At 75.3% G+C, this 16,274-nt stretch carries 16 protein-coding genes; 8 read left to right on the top strand and 8 right to left on the bottom strand.

The features are described from left to right. Positions 1-28 precede the first annotated feature (28 nt). Entirely contained in the window at positions 29-937 is a 909-nt protein-coding gene (locus tag ACQPYN_RS21040; protein WP_433027130.1) for an RNA polymerase sigma-70 factor, read from the bottom strand. 53 nt (positions 938-990) lie between these two features. Here ACQPYN_RS21040 and ACQPYN_RS21045 point away from each other — a divergent pair, with 53 nt between their 5' ends. The 3 genes from ACQPYN_RS21045 (at position 991) to ACQPYN_RS21055 (ending at position 3,192) form a co-directional block, all read left to right on the top strand. Continuing rightward, complete coding sequence (locus ACQPYN_RS21045; protein ID WP_433027133.1) at positions 991-1,449, top strand: MerR family transcriptional regulator; 459 nt, start codon at positions 991-993, stop codon at positions 1,447-1,449. Between the two features lie 167 nt (positions 1,450-1,616). Beyond that, positions 1,617-2,207: a hypothetical protein gene (locus ACQPYN_RS21050; RefSeq protein ID WP_433027136.1), complete on the top strand. Its 591-nt coding sequence runs from the start codon at positions 1,617-1,619 to the stop codon at positions 2,205-2,207. A gap of 46 nt (positions 2,208-2,253) precedes the next feature. Further along, entirely contained in the window at positions 2,254-3,192 is a 939-nt protein-coding gene (locus ACQPYN_RS21055) for an EamA family transporter (protein WP_433027139.1), read from the top strand. Between the two features lie 42 nt (positions 3,193-3,234). Here the strand turns inward: ACQPYN_RS21055 and cobN are convergent, their stop codons facing one another. Continuing rightward, a complete protein-coding gene (cobN, locus tag ACQPYN_RS21060) occupies positions 3,235-6,882 on the bottom strand; it encodes a cobaltochelatase subunit CobN (protein ID WP_433027142.1) in 3,648 nt (1,215 codons plus the stop codon). A gap of 203 nt (positions 6,883-7,085) precedes the next feature. On the opposite strand from cobN, the gene ACQPYN_RS21065 reads away from it, so the two are divergent. Genes ACQPYN_RS21065 through ACQPYN_RS21075 form a run of 3 tightly spaced genes read left to right on the top strand, consistent with a single transcriptional unit; the run spans position 7,086 to position 10,314 of the window. Next, positions 7,086-8,156, top strand: a complete 1,071-nt coding sequence (locus tag ACQPYN_RS21065) for a precorrin-3B synthase (RefSeq protein ID WP_433027145.1) — start codon at positions 7,086-7,088, stop codon at positions 8,154-8,156. Next, a complete protein-coding gene (locus ACQPYN_RS21070; RefSeq protein WP_433027148.1) occupies positions 8,153-8,827 on the top strand; it encodes a precorrin-8X methylmutase in 675 nt (224 codons plus the stop codon). Before ACQPYN_RS21065 ends, ACQPYN_RS21070 begins: the two co-directional genes overlap by 4 nt. After that, on the top strand, positions 8,824-10,314 hold the full coding sequence (locus tag ACQPYN_RS21075) for a precorrin-2 C(20)-methyltransferase (RefSeq protein WP_433027151.1): 1,491 nt from the start codon (positions 8,824-8,826) through the stop codon (positions 10,312-10,314). The genes ACQPYN_RS21070 and ACQPYN_RS21075 overlap by 4 nt, the downstream gene beginning before the upstream one ends. Before the next feature lie 3 nt (positions 10,315-10,317). On the opposite strand, the gene ACQPYN_RS21080 is transcribed toward ACQPYN_RS21075, so the two are convergent. The 6 genes from ACQPYN_RS21080 to ACQPYN_RS21105 all read right to left on the bottom strand — a co-directional run bounded on the left by ACQPYN_RS21080 (position 10,318) and on the right by ACQPYN_RS21105 (position 12,981). Beyond that, positions 10,318-10,503, bottom strand: a complete 186-nt coding sequence (locus tag ACQPYN_RS21080; RefSeq protein ID WP_433027154.1) for a hypothetical protein — start codon at positions 10,501-10,503, stop codon at positions 10,318-10,320. A gap of 12 nt (positions 10,504-10,515) precedes the next feature. Continuing rightward, positions 10,516-10,806, bottom strand: a complete 291-nt coding sequence (locus ACQPYN_RS21085) for a hypothetical protein (protein WP_433027157.1) — start codon at positions 10,804-10,806, stop codon at positions 10,516-10,518. Beyond that, a complete protein-coding gene (locus tag ACQPYN_RS21090) occupies positions 10,803-11,306 on the bottom strand; it encodes an SRPBCC domain-containing protein (protein WP_433027160.1) in 504 nt (167 codons plus the stop codon). Before ACQPYN_RS21090 ends, ACQPYN_RS21085 begins: the two co-directional genes overlap by 4 nt. After that, positions 11,303-11,653, bottom strand: coding sequence for an ArsR/SmtB family transcription factor (locus tag ACQPYN_RS21095; protein ID WP_433027163.1), 351 nt, complete (start codon positions 11,651-11,653; stop codon positions 11,303-11,305). The genes ACQPYN_RS21090 and ACQPYN_RS21095 overlap by 4 nt, the downstream gene beginning before the upstream one ends. Continuing rightward, positions 11,650-12,006, bottom strand: coding sequence for a VOC family protein (locus ACQPYN_RS21100; RefSeq protein WP_433027166.1), 357 nt, complete (start codon positions 12,004-12,006; stop codon positions 11,650-11,652). The genes ACQPYN_RS21095 and ACQPYN_RS21100 overlap by 4 nt, the downstream gene beginning before the upstream one ends. A gap of 72 nt (positions 12,007-12,078) precedes the next feature. After that, a complete protein-coding gene (locus ACQPYN_RS21105; RefSeq protein ID WP_433027169.1) occupies positions 12,079-12,981 on the bottom strand; it encodes an NAD-dependent epimerase/dehydratase family protein in 903 nt (300 codons plus the stop codon). Between the two features lie 55 nt (positions 12,982-13,036). On the opposite strand from ACQPYN_RS21105, the gene ACQPYN_RS21110 reads away from it, so the two are divergent. Together ACQPYN_RS21110 and ACQPYN_RS21115 are read left to right on the top strand one after the other, a co-directional pair. Beyond that, positions 13,037-13,483, top strand: a complete 447-nt coding sequence (locus ACQPYN_RS21110; RefSeq protein WP_433027172.1) for a MarR family winged helix-turn-helix transcriptional regulator — start codon at positions 13,037-13,039, stop codon at positions 13,481-13,483. A 1-nt stretch (position 13,484) separates the two neighbouring features. Then, positions 13,485-16,268, top strand: coding sequence for a DUF2232 domain-containing protein (locus tag ACQPYN_RS21115; RefSeq protein WP_433027175.1), 2,784 nt, complete (start codon positions 13,485-13,487; stop codon positions 16,266-16,268). The last annotated feature ends 6 nt before the right edge of the window (positions 16,269-16,274 follow it).

Below are 16,274 nucleotides of genomic sequence, written 5' to 3' on the forward strand. Positions count from 1 at the left end.
GCCGTCGGGCACCTCGGTGCGGTACCCGTCAGGAAGGTCGACCGGACAGCTCCCCGGAACGTGACACCTGCCCGGCGAGGAACGTGAGCTTGTCGGGGTTGCGCAGGACGCGGACCCCCCGGATGCGGTCGCCGTCGGTGTCGACCGCGACCACGCCGACGAGCTCGCCGTCCTGGAAGCCGAGCAGGGCCGGGGCACCGTTGACCTCCGCGGCCGCGCCGGTCCCCCGCCACCGCGACGGCCCGAGGATGCCGACGAGGAACCGCGCGACGGCGTCCCGGCCGTGCACGGGGCGCCGGGCCGCGCTGACCTTGCCGCCACCGTCGGACCACACGGTGACGTCGGCGGCGAGCAGCGACTCCAGCCCCGCGACGTCACCGTTCCGGGCCGCGGCGACGAACCGCGCGAGCAGCGGCCCGACGTCGGCGCGGGGCCGGGCCGCGGGGGCCGTCGCGAGGTGCCGGCGGGCCCGGGTGTGCAGCTGGCGGGACCCGGCCTCGGTGACGTCGAGGACCGAGGCGACCTCGGCGTGGCTGTGCCCGAACGCCTCGCGCAGCACGTAGACCGCGCGCTCCGGGGGCGTGAGCCGTTCCAGCGTCGTCAGCAGCGCGAGGGACACCGACTCGCGCTCCTCGACGGTCGCGGCCGGCCCGGTCGCCGGGTCCGTCGTGAGGATCGGCTCGGGCAGCCACGGCCCGACGTAGGTCTCGCGGCGGGCGCGGGCGGAGTCGAGGCGGTTGAGGCACAGGCGGGTGACGACGGTGGTCAGCCAGGCGGCGGGGTTGTCGACGGCGTCGCCGTGGCCGGACCACCGCAGCCAGGCGTCCTGCACGACGTCCTCGGCGTCGTGGGCGGACCCGAGCATGCGGTAGGCCAGCCCGAACAGCCGCGGGCGCTGCGCCGTGAACGTGTCGGTGGCCTCCCTCACGACGACCATCCTGCCCGGGAACACTTGCCTTCGACCGCACTCGAAGTCCTACGGTCGAGGGTGTGAGCGTGACGACGGACCGTCTGCGGGACCTCATCGAGACGACGCCGGGTGCGCTGCCGCCGCTCACGGGCGAGCTGACGCGCGATCTCGACGTCACCGAGCACCTGGCGATCGCGGACGTCGCGGCGCTGACCGGCCTGTCGGCGCACACCCTGCGCTACTACGAGCGGATCGGGCTGGTGGACGTCGCGCGGGACTCGGGCGGGCGCCGGGTCTACGACCGGGACGCGGTGGGCCGGGTCGTGTTCATCACGCGGCTGCGCGACTCGGACATGCCGATCGCGTCGATCGCGCGCTACGTCGAACTGGTCAAGCAGGGCCCGGAGACCGAGCCGGAACGCCTCGCGCTGCTCGAGGCGCACCGCGCCGACGTGCTCGTGCGCCTCCGTGACCTTCAGGCGGCCCTGGCCGTCGTCGACTACAAGATCACCACCTACGGCGGGTCCTGCGGCAGCTAGAAACGGACACGACGCTCTCCCAAGAATTGTTCAAGAGCTGCCGTGAATCGTGGAAAGAATGGGCGTCGCGGTGGCGCCCGCAGAATCGTGGGCTAATCTCCTGACATCACGGCCCGGTCACGCTCCCCGGCTCCCCGACCGGCCGTCGACGGAGGTGTCCCCGCGCCATGACCGCTGCCGGCCCGCTCCCCGCCCTCCCCCGCCCCTCGCCGATGACGTCCGTCCTCGGTGTCGCGGTCGGGGCCGTCGGCGCCGCCGTGCTCGGCGGGCACGTCGCCCTGCCCGATGCCGCTCCGACCACTGCTGAGTTGCACCTGCTCGCCGGGCACAGCGCGACCCCGTCCGTCGCGCCCGTCGGCGCCGACGCGACGTCCGCGTCGGCCACCGTCCCGGAGCTGACCAAGGCCGCGCACCGCCACCAGCACGACCAGAAGATCGAGGACGCGATCCAGCGGTTCGAGTCGCGCATCGGCACCACGCGCTACGAGGGCTACTGCGAGCGCGCCGTCGAGAACGCGTTCGGGACGCAGGGCCACTACGGCAGCGCGATCCAGGACTGGCACTCCCAGGACCAGCACGGCGACTGGCGGCACGCCCCGCGGGGCGCGATGGTCTTCTACGACACGTCCTCGAACGGCCACGTCGCGCTGAGCCTGGGCGACGGCCGCGTGGTGTCGTCGAGCGACCACGGCCACGTCGGCATCGTCCCCGTGGATCACTTCCGGCGGCCGCTGGGCTGGGCGTACGCCCCCTACTGACCAGCCCTTGCCGTGTCGGTGATCGTGCTGCTCTGATCCGGGGATCATGGGCCGTGCCGGAGCCGACCGTCGTCCGACGCGCACCGCGTCCGGCCTCGCGATCGCGCTGCTCTCCGCGTTCTCGTTCGGGCTCGCCGGGCCGTTCGCCGCCGCGTTGCTCGCGGTCGGCTGGTCGCCGCTCGCGGTGGCGCTGGGCCGGCTCGCCGGCACCGCGGTCCTGCTCGGGGTGCCGCTGGCGCTCGTCGTGGCCCGCGGGTGGCGTCCGCGCGCCGGCCACCTGCGCGCCGTCGTCGTCTACGGGATCGTCCCCCTGGCCGGCGCGCAGGTCTGCTACTTCAACGCCGTCGACCACCTCTCGGTCGGCGTCGCGCTGCTCATCGAGTACACCGCGCCGGTCCTGCTGCTCGGCTGGATGTGGGCCCGCGGCGGCGCGCGTCCGACGCCGGCGACCCTGCTCGGCGCGGCGCTGGCCGTGGCGGGTCTCGTGCTCGTCCTCGACGTCGCCCGCGGCGCCGAGTTCGACGTCGTCGGCGTGCTGTGGGGCCTGGCCGCCGCGGTGTGCCTGGCGGCGTACTTCCGCCTGTCGGCCGACGCCTCCGACGAGAACGGGCCGCCCGCGCTCGTGCTCACCGCGGGGGGCGCGATCGTCGGGAGCGCCGTCGTCGTGCTCGTCGGGGCCGTCGGTCTGCTGCCGCTCACGGCGACGACGACCCCGATCTCCCTGGCCGGGTGGACCGCGCCCTGGTGGGTCGGCGTCGTGCTCGTGGCCGCGCTCTCGACGACGCTCGCCTACCTCACCGGGATCGCCGCCGTCGGGCGGCTGGGGTCGCGGCTGGCGTCGTTCGTCGGGCTCAGCGAGGTGCTCTTCGCCGTGCTCGGTGCGTGGTGGCTGGTGTCCCAGCGCCCCACGCTCACGCAGGTCGCGGGCGGCGTCCTCGTGGTCGCCGCCATCGCCCTCATCCGCTGGGCCGAACCGCCTACGTGAGCGGAATTCACGGCTATAGCCGTGAATTCCGCTCACGGGTGGTCAGGCGCCCTCCGCGTCGCCCTCGGCCTCGAGGAAGGCCTCGCGCAGCTGCTCGACCATCGCGGGGTCGGGCTCGGCCCAGAGCCCACGGTCGACGGCCTCCAGCAGGCGCTCCGCCATCCCGTGCAGCGCCCACGGGTTGGCGTCGCGCAGGAACGCGCGGTTCTCGGGGTCGAGGACGTAGTTCTCGGTGAGCGAGCCGTACATCCAGTCGCTCACCGTCCCCGCCGTCGCGTCCCAGCCGAAGAGGTAGTCGACGGTCGCGGCCATCTCGAACGCGCCCTTGTAGCCGTGGCGGCGCATCGCGGCCATCCAGCGCGGGTTGACGACGCGGCTCCGGAAGACGCGCGCCGTCTCCTCGATCAACGACCGGGTCTTCACGTTCTCCGGCCGCGTCGAGTCCCCGACGTACGCGGCCGGCGCGGCGCCGGTGAGCGCGCGGACCGTCGCGATCATGCCGCCGTGGTACTGGTAGTAGTCGTCGGAGTCGGCGATGTCGTGCTCGCGGGTGTCGATGTTCTTGGCCGCCACCGCGATCCGCCGGTACGCCGCGCGCATCTCGTCGACCGCCGACTCACCCTGGCGCCCGCGTCCGTACGCGTGCCCGCCCCAGGTCGTGTAGATCTCGGCGAGGTCGGCGTCGCCGCGCCACTCGCGGGAGTCCATCGCCTGGAGCAGACCCGCGCCGTAGGCGCCGGGGGGCGAGCCGAAGATCCTCGTCGTCGCCTGGGTCCAGCTCGACCCGGAGGCCGCGTCGGCCCGCGCGTGGGCGGCGACGAAGTTGTCCTCGTCGGCCTCCTCGAGCCCCGCGACCAGCTGCACCGCGTCGTCCATCGTCGCGACGACGTGCGGGAACGCGTCGCGGAAGAACCCGGAGATGCGCAGGACGACGTCGACGCGGGGCCGTCCGAGCTCCTCGGCCGGCGTCACCTCGAGGCCCGTGACCCGCCGCGACGCCTCGTCCCACACCGGCCGGACGCCCATGAGCGAGAGCGCCTCGGCGATGTCGTCGCCGCTCGTGCGCATCGCCGCGGTGCCCCACAGCGACAGGCCCACCGACGTCGGCCACTCGCCCTCGTGGTCCTCGCGGTAGCGCTCGAGCAGGGAGTCGGCGAGCATCTGCCCGGTCTCCCACGCGAGCCGCGACGGGATCGCGCGCGGGTCGATCGAGTAGAAGTTGCGCCCGGTCGGCAGGACGTTGACCAGGCCGCGCAGCGGCGACCCGCTCGGCCCGGCCTTCACGTGCCCGCCGTCGAGGGCGTGCAGGACCCCGGTGATCTCCTCGGTGGTCCGGTTGAGGCGCGGGACGACCTCGGTGGCGGCGAAGGTCAGGATGTCGGTGACGGTCCCGTTGCCGGCGCCCAGCACCTCGAGCGTGACGTCCGGGGCGTCGCCGATCGCCCAGGCCCGCTTCTCCATGCCGAGCACCAGCGAGTGCGCGGTCTCCTCGAAGCGGTCGGTGTCGGCGCGCGACGTGCTCCCGTCCTCCTCCATGCCCAGCGCCTCGCGCAGCCCGGGCAGCGAGTTCGTGCCCGACCACAGCTGCCGCGCACGCAGGATCGCGAGCACCATGTCGACGCGCTCCTGCCCGCCCGGCGCCTGGCCGAGCACGTGCAGGCCGTCGCGGATCTGCGCGTCCTTGATCTCGCAGAGCCAGCCGTCGAGATGCATGACGAAGTCGTCGAAGCGCTCGTCCTCGGGCTGGTCGGAGACGCCGAGGTCGCTGTCGAGCTTCGCGGCCTGGATCAGCTGCCAGATCTGGCCGCGGATCGCCGTGATCTTGCCGGGGTCCATCGCCTGGATCGACGCGTACTCGTCGAGCAACTGCTCGAGGCGGGCCAGGTCGCCGTACGACTCGGCGCGCGCCATCGGCGGGACGAGGTGGTCGACGAGCGTCGCGTGCGCGCGGCGCTTGGCCTGCGTGCCCTCGCCCGGGTCGTTGACCAGGAACGGGTAGACGAGCGGGAGGTTCCCGAGGATCGGATCGGGCGCGCAGGACGCCGAGAGCGCCGCGGTCTTGCCGGGCAGCCACTCGAGGTTGCCGTGCTTGCCGACGTGCACCAGCGCGTGCGCGCCGAACGTGGTCTGCAGCCAGCGGTAGGCCGCGAGGTAGTGGTGCGAGGGCGGCAGGTCGGGGTCGTGGTAGATCGCGATCGGGTTCTCCCCGAACCCGCGCGGCGGCTGCATCATCACGACGACGTTGTCGCGCTGGAGGGCGGCGACGGTGATGGCGCCCTCGTGGATGAACATCGAGCCCGGCGCGGCGCCCCAGTGCTCCTCGACGCCGGCGCGGAAGTCCTCGGGCAGTTCCGAGAACCACGCCGTGTACTCGTCGACGGGGACGCGCGCGGGGTTCGCGGCGAGCTGCTCCTCGGTGAGCCAGTCCTGGTCGTAGCCGCCGGCGTCGATGAGGGCGCGGATCAGGAGGTCGCCGTCCTGGACGTCGAGCCCCGGGACGTCGCCGATGGTGTAGCCGGACTCCCGCATCGCGGCGAGGAGCCGCACCACCGAGGCCGGGGTGTCGAGGCCGACCGCGTTCCCGATCCGCGCGTGCTTCGTCGGGTAGGCGCTGAGCACGAGCGCGATGCGCTTGTCGGCGTTCGGGACGTGGCGCAGGCGGGCGTGGCCCACCGCCAGTCCCGCGACGCGCGCCGCCCGCTCGGGGTCGGCGACGTACACGGGCAGGCCGTCGGCGTCGGTCTCCTTGAAGGAGAACGGGACGGTGATGACGCGGCCGTCGAACTCCGGCACGGCCACCTGGTTCGCGGCGTCGAGTGGGCTCACGCCGTCGTCGTCGCCGAGCCAGTCCTCGCGCGACCGCGTCAGGCACAGGGCCTGCAGGATCGGGACGTCGAGCGCCGCGAGCGCGCCGGTGTCCCAGCTCTCGTCATCCCCGCCCGCGCTGGCCGTCGCGGGCTTCGACCCGCCCGCGGCGAGCACGGTGGTGACCAGGACGTCGGCCTGCCGGAGCACCGCGACGAGCTCGTCCTCCGGCGCGCGCAGCGACGAGCAGAAGACCGGCTCGGGCACCCCGCCGGCGTCGACCACCGCGCGGCACAGGGCGTCGACGAACGCGGTGTTGCCGGCCATGTGGTGCGCGCGGTAGTAGACGATGGCGACGCGGGGGCGCGCCTCCTTCGCAGCGAACGCGCCGTTCGCTGCTTCTATGCGCGCGAACTCCCCGTTCGCTCCCTCGGGCGTCTCCCAGCCCTCGAGCCGGCCCCAGTTCGGCATCTCCGCGGGCGGGTCGAAGCCGTGGCCGGTGAGCAGGACGGTGTCGGAGAGGAAGTGGTGCAGCTGCGTGAGGTTCTCCGACCCGCCCTGGGCGAGGTAGAGGTGCGCCTGGGTGGCGACGCCGACGGGGACGGTCGACGACTCCATGAGCTGCGCGTCCGGGCTCTGCTCGCCACCGAGGACGACGACCGGCCGCGGCTGCGACGGCGCGAGCAGGGCGTCGAGGCCCGCCTCCCACGCCTGGCGCCCGCCGAGCAGGCGCACGACGACGAGGTCGACGCCCTCGAGCAGGGCCTCGAGGTCCTCCACCGCGACCCGGGCGGGGTTCGCCCAGCGCCAGGCACCCTCCTGCCCCGGGGTGCTGGCCCGCGCCGAGCGCAGGTCGGTGTCGGACGTCGACAGCAGCAGCAGCACCGGCGCTCCCGGGGGTCGGTGGCGGGCGCCCGGGAGTCCGGACACCTCATCTGATCAGACATCGTGACACGGGCACCGGGGTGCAGGTCCGTGTCGCCGGGCACTCTCATCTGAGCATCTGACTAGATACTGTGTCGACGATGCCCGACTCCCGACGACGTGACGGCGCCGAGCCTACGGACCCGCGCACGACTCCGCGGACCGTGCCGGACGCCTGTCCGGGTGCCTGGCGACGCCACGACGCCGCCGACGGCGCCCTGGCGCGCTTCCGCCCCGTCGGCGGTGCCGTCACCGGCGCGGAGCTCCGGGTGCTCGCCGACGCCGCGGCGACCGGCGGCTCGCCGCTGGAGCTGACCTCGCGGGGATCGCTGCAGGTCCGCGGCCTGACCGCCGAGGGCGCCGACCGGCTCGCGGCGACGCTGCGCGCGCTCGGCGGGGACGGCGCGCTGCTCGACGCGCAGGGCCGCGACGTGCCCTGCAGCGTCGTGGCCTCGCCCTCGGGGCTGCTCGACGACGCGGCCCGTGCCGTCGCCGCCGCGCTGCGCGGGCGCACCGACGTGCCCGGCCGGCTGCTCGTCGCCCTCGACGACGGCGCCGGCGACGTGGCCGCCCTCGACGGCGACGTCACGGTGGTCGACGGGGCGCTCGTGCTCGCCGGCACCCCGACCGACCTCACCGGCGACCCCGCCGCCCTCGCCCTCGCCGCGGTCGAGGCGTTCCTCGAGGTCCGCGACGGCGCCTGGCGCCTCGCCGAGGTGGGGCCCGAGCGGGTCCTCACGGGCGTTACTGGCTGGTATCGCTCGCTCAGCGAGCGATACCAGCCAGTAACCGCACGGGACGACGCCCGCCCGGAGGTCACCGAGGTCCTCCCCCGCCTCGGGGAGATCGACACCGCGACGGCGGGAGTGCTCGCCGACCTCGCCGACGAACGCGCCACGGTGCGGGTGACGCCCTGGCGCACGGTCGTGCTGCGCGACCTCGCCGACCCCGACGACGCCCTCCGGCGCCTCGCCGGCCTCGTCGAGACCGGACCGTCCCCCTGGTCGCACCTCTCCGCCTGCGTCGGCGCGCCGCGCTGCGCCCGCTCGCACACCGACGTCCGCGGCGACCTCGCCCGCGCCGTGGCCACGGGTCGCGCCGGCGGGCTCCTGCACGCGCACTGGGTCGGGTGCTCGCGGGCGTGCGGCACGCCGGCGGGTCCGGTCGCCGTGGTCGAGGGCACGCCGGACGGCACCTACCGCACGATCGTTCGAGCAGGGAGGGTGTCCCCGTGAGCGCCGGTCCCACCGAGAGATCCGCCGTCCCCTCCTACATCGCCGACGGCCCGGAGATCTACCGCCGGTCGTTCGCGATCATCCGCGCGGAGGCGGATCTCGCGCACCTCCCCGAGGACGCCCACGACGTCGTCATCCGCATGATCCACTCGTGCGGGATGGTCGACCTCGCCGCCGACACCGAGGTCTCCCCCGGCGCTGTCGCCGCCGCGCAGGACGCCCTGAAGGCCGGCGCCCCGGTGCTCTGCGACGCGATGATGGTGGCCAGCGGCATCACCCGGCGCTTCCTGCCCGCCGGCAACGAGGTCGTCTGCACGCTCAACGCCCCCGAGGTGCCGGCCCGCGCCGCCGCGATGGGCACCACCCGCAGCGCCGCCGCCCTCGAGCTGTGGCGCCCCCTGCTCGACGGCGCCGTCGTCGCGATCGGCAACGCGCCGACCGCCCTGTTCCGGCTGCTCGAGATGATCGAGGAAGGCGCCCCGCGCCCCGCGGTCGTGCTCGGCCTGCCCGTCGGGTTCGTCGGGGCGATGGAGTCGAAGGCGGCGCTGGTGGGCTTCGGGGCGGGCGGGGAAGGCACAGCCCTCGAGCACGTCGTCGTCCACGGCCGCCGCGGCGGGTCGGCGATGACCGTCGGTGCCGTCAACGCCCTCGCGCTCGGGTGCACCCCGTGACCGGACGGCTCTACGGCGTCGGGGTGGGTCCCGGCGACCCGTCGCTGATGACCGTGCGCGCGGTGGACCTCGTGCGCGGTGCCGACGTCGTCGCCTACCACTGCGCGCGGCACGGGCGCTCGCACGCGCGCTCGATCGTCGCGCAGTACCTCGGCACGCAGATCGAGGAGCAGCTGACCTACCCGGTCACCACCGAGCAGACCGACGACTACCAGGGCCGCCTCGACGCCTTCTACGCCGAAGCCGCCGCCCGGCTGGCCGCGCACCTCGACGCCGGCCGCGACGTCGTGGTGATCGCCGAGGGCGACCCGTTCTTCTACGGCTCGTACATGCACCTCCACAAGCGCCTCGCCGACCGCTTCCCCACCGAGGTCGTGCCCGGTGTGACCTCGGTGTCCGCGGCCGCCGCGTCGCTGGGACGCCCGCTCGTGGAGCGCGACGAGGTGCTCACCGTCCTGCCCGGCACGCTGCCGCCCGACGAGCTCGCGGCCCGCCTCGCCGACACCGACGCCGCCGCGGTGATGAAGCTCGGCCGCACGTTCACCGGGGTCCGCGCGGCGCTGGCGACCTCGGGACGCCTCGACGAGGCGTTCTACGTCGAACGCGCCTCCACCGAGACCGAGCGCACCGCGGCCCTCGCCGACGTCGACCCGGGCACGGTGCCGTACTTCTCCGTCGGGATCGTGCCCTCGCGGGTCCACGCCGACACGACCCCGGCCGCGCGGGCGGAGACCGCCGAGGTCATCGCCGGCCGGACGCCCGGCGAGGTCGTCGTCGTGGGGCTGGGACCGGGGGCGCGCGACCGCCTGACCCCCGAGGCGGCGGCCGCCCTGGCGTGGGCCGACGACGTCGTCGGCTACGCGACCTACACCGCGCGCGTCCCCCCGAACCCCCGCCAGCGCGTGCACGCCTCGGACAACAAGGTCGAGTCCGAACGTGCCGCGTTCGCCCTCGACCTGGCCCGCTCCGGGCACCGCGTGGCCGTCGTGTCGTCCGGCGACCCCGGGGTGTTCGCGATGGCGTCGGCCGTGGTCGAGGTCGCCGCCGGGGACTACCCCGACGTCCCGGTCCGCGTCGTCCCCGGCGTGTCCGCGGCGCAGGCGGTGGCCGCGCGGGTCGGCGCCCCGTTGGGTCACGACTACGCGATGATCTCGCTCTCCGACCGGCTCAAGCCCTGGGAGGTCGTTGAGCGCCGGCTCGCCGCCGTCGCAGACGCCGACATGGCGATGGCCCTCTACAACCCGGGCTCGCGGTCACGGACCTGGCAGGTCGAGGCGGCGCGCGACCTGCTGCTGAAGTACCGCGACCCGTCCACGCCGGTGATCGTCGGCCGGGACGTCGACGGGCCGGAGGAGTCGGTGCGCGTCGTGCGCCTCGCCGACCTCGTGCCGAGCGAGGTCGACATGCGGACCCTGCTCATCGTCGGGTCGTCGAGCACGCGGTGGCCCGCCACCGGCACGGTCTACACGCCGCGACGGCACGGGTAGGGATCAGTCGCCCGCGAGGGGGACCCACATCCAGTCCTGGTCGGTGCGGTCACGCCCGACCAGCTGCCCGCACGTCGCGCAGAACAGCTCGTTGGCACCCATGGACTCGTCGGCGACGGCCCACCCGGTCACCACCCAGGAGTGCTGGAGCCCGCCCAGGCACAGCCACCGCTCGTCGCCGTTGCTCACGGCCCGATCGTGTCAGGCGACCTGGGTCAGCGTCGCGGATTCGTACGGACGCGTCTCCCACCGGTCGAGCGGGAGGTCGCCGACGGTGGCGAACAGCTCGCCCATGCCGGCCTGCATCGCCTCGGGCGACGCCCAGATCGACAGCGCGACGATGCGCGAGCCGTCGGGCTCCTCGTAGGCCCCGATCTCGTCGAGGCCGTCGATGTGCGCGGACGTCTCACGGATGACGTCCATGGCGGCGAGCATGTCGTCGCGGTGCTCGGGCTTCGGGAAGTGGACGACCTGGAACAGGACACGGCTCACGGCGAGCTCCTCTCGGTGTCTGCGGCGGCGGCCAGGGCGGCGAGGATCGCGGCCCAGCCTGCGGAGTAACCGCCGCCCGCGGTGGTGGCGGCGGCGAACTGCTCGGCGGTCAGCTGCTCCCAGCCGCGGTGCTCGACGTCGACCTTGGTCAACGCGGGCCCCAGGGCGCGGAAGGTCAGCTCGACCTCGGTGGTGACCGGGGTGGCCTCCCAGGTCATGACGAAGCGCTCGGACGGCTGCCAGGCCAGCAGGTGACCCCACGTGACCTCGGTGCCGTCGGCCCAGGTCTCGTGGACCCGGCCGCCCTCGCGGCGGTCGAACGCGACGGCGCGGACACGCTCCCCGCCCAGCGAGTAGGGCTGCAGCGGCCACCACTCGCCGATGGTGTCGACGAAGACGCCGAAGGTGTGCTCGCGGCTCGAGCGCACGAGCGTCGACTGCCGGATCGGCGGCCGGCGCAGCGGAGTGACAGTGCTGTCGCTGCGGTCGGACGAGCTCATCCCGTCTCCTCGTGTTCGTCGTCGGCGACGGCCCGGTCGGCCTCGACGATCCGGCGCGCGCGGTCGAGCGCCGAGGCCCACAGGTCGTCGAGCATCTCCCGCAGCTCGGCGAGCCCCTCCGGGCGCGCGCCGTAGAGCCGGCGCGTGCCCTCGCGGCGCTCGGTGAGCAGGCCGGCCTCCTTGAGCACGGTGAGGTGCTGGCTGACGGCCGGGCGGGTCACGTCGAATGCGGCCGCGATCTCCCCGGCGGCCAGCTCGTCGTGGGCCACGAGCTGCAGGATCGCCCGCCGACGCGGCTCGGCGAGCGCCCGCAGCGCGCGGTCGCGAGGGTCCTCGTCAGGGCTCACGCCCACAGCCCGACGGGGTTGCCATCGGGGTCGGACACGACGGCGATGCGCCCGTAGCCGCCGGGCAGCTCCATCGGCGGGGCGAGGGTGTCGGCGCCGAGCTCGGAGGCGCGGGCGAGGCCGGCCTCGAGGTCGTCGACCCGGACGTAGAGCTTGACGCCCGTGTCGCCCGGCGCCTGGGACGGCCCGATGCCACCGCCGATGGGGTCCGGCCCCGCGCCGGTGTCGACCATCGCGTAGCCGTCCATGTCGGGGTCGGGCTCGGCCGACCACCCGAACAGCTCGGTGTAGAACCCGCGGACCTTCTCGGGTGCGGTGCTGGTGATCTCGAAGAACGCGACCGGCTGACCCATGGTGACCTCCTGCTCGTGCTGTGTTGGACATCGCTAACGTTAGCGTTTGCTTTCGTTAGCGTCAACGCACACTTACGGGGTCGCCGCGACGACCTGACCGACCTCGTCGCGGAACCGCGGGTGGCGCGGACGCCACCCCAGCTCCTCGCGGGCCCGGCGCGGGTCGATGCGGAACGAGGTGGTCAGGCTGGCCGTGAGCGTCCCGCCGAGGAACAGGGCGCCCAGCGCCGGCGGCAGGGTCCCGACGGGCCCGACGCCGCAGGCGGCCGCGGTGAGGTCGGTGAGCTCGCGCAGCCGCAGCGGCTCCTCGTCGGCGACGGCGTAGGCGGCTCGCGGCGGCGCGTCGGTGAGCGCGCCGAGGTAGGCCGTCGCGAGGTCGTCGACGTGCACGCAGCTCCACCAGTTGGTCCCGCGCCCGAGGCAGCGCAGCCGTCCGGCCCGGGCCTGGTCGACGAACGCCTGCTTGAACAGCCCGCCGGGGCCGTACACGAACCCGGGGGCGACGCGGACGGCGTCGAGGTCAGGCATCGCGTCGAGCGCCGCGGCCTGGCGGGCGTGGCCGACGCCCATCGGCGACGGGTCGAGCGGGGTGTCCTCGTCGATCCACACCTCGCCGCGGTCGCCCCAGTCGAAGCACCCGGCGGTGTAGACGAAGCGTTTTTGCTGCTCGCGGCAGGCGTCGGCGAGCGCTGTGGTCATGACGCCGTCGGCGGCGAAGACCCGCTCGGCACGCCGCCGGGTCAGCCGGCCGTCCACGGCGAGCTGGGCGGCGTGCACGACCGCGTCCACCTCCCCCACCAGCGGCACGTAGGACGCCGGCTCGAGCATGTCGCCGCGGCGCAGGTCCGCGCCCGCCGCGCGCGTCGCCCGGGCCGGGTCGCGGACCAGCCCGACGACGTCGTGACCCGCCTCGAGCGCGGCCGCGGCCACCGCCCCGCCGACGAACCCGCTCGCTCCGGTGATCAGTACGCGCATGATGGTCTCCCCCGCACGACGATTGTCAGCACTACTGACAGTAGAGGAGGTGGCCGTGACCGACCTGCCGGAGACGCTCACCGACCGCACGGCCTTCCTCCTGCAGCTCGCCCTCGGCCGGGCGCAGGCGATGGGCGAGGAGGTGCTCCTCGAGGTCGGGATCGGCGGGCGGGAGTACGGCCTGCTCGCCGTGGTCGCCCACCTCGCGCCGTGCTCCCAGATCACCGCCGCGCGCACCCTGGGCGTCGACCGCACCACGACCGTCGCACTGGTCGGCGCTCTGGAGGCCCGCGGACTCCTCCGGCGCACCCCCGACCCGGCCAACCGGCGCGCCAACCTCGTCTCGCTGACCGACGAGGGCGAGCGGGTGCGGGCCCGGGCCGCCGAGGCCCTCGCCGCGTGCGACGACCGTTTCCTCGCTCCCCTGGACGCGCCCGACCGCGAGCGCCTGCGCGCGCTGCTCGGACGGCTCGTCGCGGGCGGTGACCCGCATACTGGGTGAGATGCGGCGCTTCCGCCGGTTCCCTCCCCGCCGGCCCCTCGACGCGGTCGAGCTCGCGGAGGCGGCCGCCCTCGGTGATCTCGTCGCCGTCGTCTGCGTGCTCACCCGCCTGTTCCCGGTCGGCCCGATCGGCGTGGTCGTCGCGGCCTTCCCGCTGGCCGTGCTCTCGTCGCGGCGACCGGGGCGCGTCGGGCCGGTCGGAGCGCTCGTCGCCGTGGTCGTCGCGTTCCTCGTCGCCGGCGTCGGCCCGGCCGGCACGGCCGCGTCCGCGGCGTCGCTGGGCTGGCTCGTCGGCGTCGGCGCGCGCCGCGGGTGGTCGACGGTGCGCACCGCGCTCACCGGCGTCGTCGTCCTCGCGGTGCCCACCTCGCTGGTCGCCACCGCGCTGCTCGCCGCGTTCCCCGCCTACCGGGAGCTGGTGCTCGACCAGCTGCGCACCTCGTGGAGCGGCCTGGCGCGCCTGATGCGCGGCGGGCTGCCCGAGGTGGTGGCCGCCGGGGACCGCGCGGTGCGGGCGATCACCGACTACTGGTGGGTGACGCTGCCCGCGATCGCGGTGGTCAGCACCCTGTTCGGGGTGGCGGTCGCGGCCTGGATCCTCGCGCGGCCGCTGCGCTCGGTGCAGCGCCTGCTGCCGACCGACCTCGCCGGCCGGCTGCCCACCGCCCGTGCGGGCGCGCCGGTGGCGCCGCTGCCGCTGCACCTGCGCGGGGTCGCGCTGCCGTCGGGGCCGCCGGTGGACCTGGACCTCGACGCCGGCCGGTTCGTCGTGGTCACGGGGGCGAACGGCGCCGGCAAGTCGACGCTCGGGCGCGTCGTCGCGGGTCGTCCGCCCGCCGAGGGCACGGTGACGCGTCCGGGCGAGGCGGGGCTCGGCGTCGTCGGCGGCACCGGGATGGTGTTCCAGCGCCCCGACAGCCAGGTGCTGGGCGTGCGCGTCGCCGACGACCTGCGCTGGGGCCTGCCATCCGGTCACCCCGTGCCGGTCGACGAGCTCCTCGCCCGGGTCGGCCTCGACGGCGCCGGCGACCGCGAGACCGCGACGCTGTCGGGCGGCGAGCTGCAGCGTCTCGCCGTCGCGGCCCTGCTCGCGCGCTCGCCGGCCGTCGTCGTCAGCGACGAGAGCACGGCGATGCTCGACCCCGAGGGCCGCACCGAGGTCACCGACCTGCTCCGCAGCCTGACGCGCACCGAGGGCGTCGGGGTCCTGCACATCACCCACCACGACCCTGGCGAGGCCGACGCCGTGCTCGCACTCCCGGGCGCCCCCACGCCGCCGGGGGCGGACGGGGTGCCGTGGGGTCCGCCGCGCCCACCGGCCGGCGGATCGTTGCGCCTGCGGGGCGTCGACGTCGTCCACGACGCCGGCACGCCGTGGCGCCGCCCGGTGCTCTCCGGGGTGGACCTCGACGTCCCGGCCGGGCGGACGGTGCTGCTCACCGGCCCGAACGGGGCGGGCAAGACGAGCCTCGCGTGGGTGCTCGCCGGCCTCGCCACCCCGGCGCGCGGCACCGCGACGCTCGACGGCGCACCGCTGCGCAACGGGCGCGCCGGGGCGCTGCTGGCCGTGCAGCACGCCCGCCCCGCGCTGCTGCGCCCCACCGTGGGCGAGGAGGTCGAGGACGCCGCCGGCGTCGGCCCGCGCACCGCCGACACCACCCTCGCCGCCCTGGGCCTCGACCCGGCGATCTACCGCGACCGACCCGTCGACGAGCTCTCGGGCGGCGAGCAGCGCCGGGTCCTGCTCGCGGGGCTGCTCGGCGCCGGGCCGCGGGTGCTCGTGCTCGACGAGCCGCTCGCGGGACTGGACACGGACGCCGCGACGGCGGTGCGCGAGGCCCTGCGCGCGGCGCGGTCGGCGGGCACCACGCTGGTGGTGGTCACCCACGACATCGCGCCGCTGGCCGACCTCGGCGACGCGGTCCTGCGCGTCGAGGACGGGGCGGTGCACGGGCCGCCGGAGCTCGTGCGGCGGTCGGGCACCTCGTCGTCGTCCGGGCGGGAGCGCCGACCCCGCGCCGTCGGGGCGGTGCGCACGCTGCCGGGACCGTCGGCGCTGCACCGGAGCTGGGTGGGCACGAAGCTCGCGGCGCTCGCCGCGACGGCGCTGGCGCTGTTCGTCGACCCGACCTGGCCGACCCTCGGCGCCGCCACCCTGCTCCTGGTCGTCGGGGCGGTGGCGGCGCGCCTGCCGCGCGGCGCCGTGCCGCGCCCGCCCCGCTGGCTGCTCCTCTGGCTGCCGGCGATCGTGCTGTCGACGATCGGCACGCGCCCACCGCTGGTCGACGTCCTCGGCACCGAGCTGAGCATCGGCGGGCTCGAACGCGTGGTGCTCTTCCTCGGGACGACGCTCGTCTCCCTGCTCGGCGCGGCCCTGTTGATCGCGACGACCCCGCTCGGCGCGTTCCCGCCGCTGCTCGAGCGCCTGGCCCGGCTCGGGCGGCGTGTGCGGATCCCCCTGCGGACGCCGACGACGGCGATCGCGCTCGGGCTGCGCCTCGTGCCGCTGCTGCTCGCCGAGGGCCGGACGGCGTGGCTGCTGATCGCCCAGCGCCAACCGGTCGGGCGCGCGATCACGCCGCTGCGCGAGCAGGTGCGCACGGCCGTGCGGGCAGCGATGCAGGCGTGCGCGATGGCCACCCGGCGGGCGGCCGAGACGGGCGAGGCGATCACCGCCCGCGGGGGCCTGGGCGCCGTCGCCGGCCCGGACCAGCGCCCGGGGCGGCGGGACGTGGCCGTCCTGCTCGTCGTCGCCGCGGTCCTCGCGGTGGGGTTGTGGGTCTAGGACGAG

The organism is Actinomycetospora sp. CA-053990, assembly GCF_050948445.1.
Lineage (GTDB): Bacteria > Actinomycetota > Actinomycetes > Mycobacteriales > Pseudonocardiaceae > Actinomycetospora > Actinomycetospora callitridis.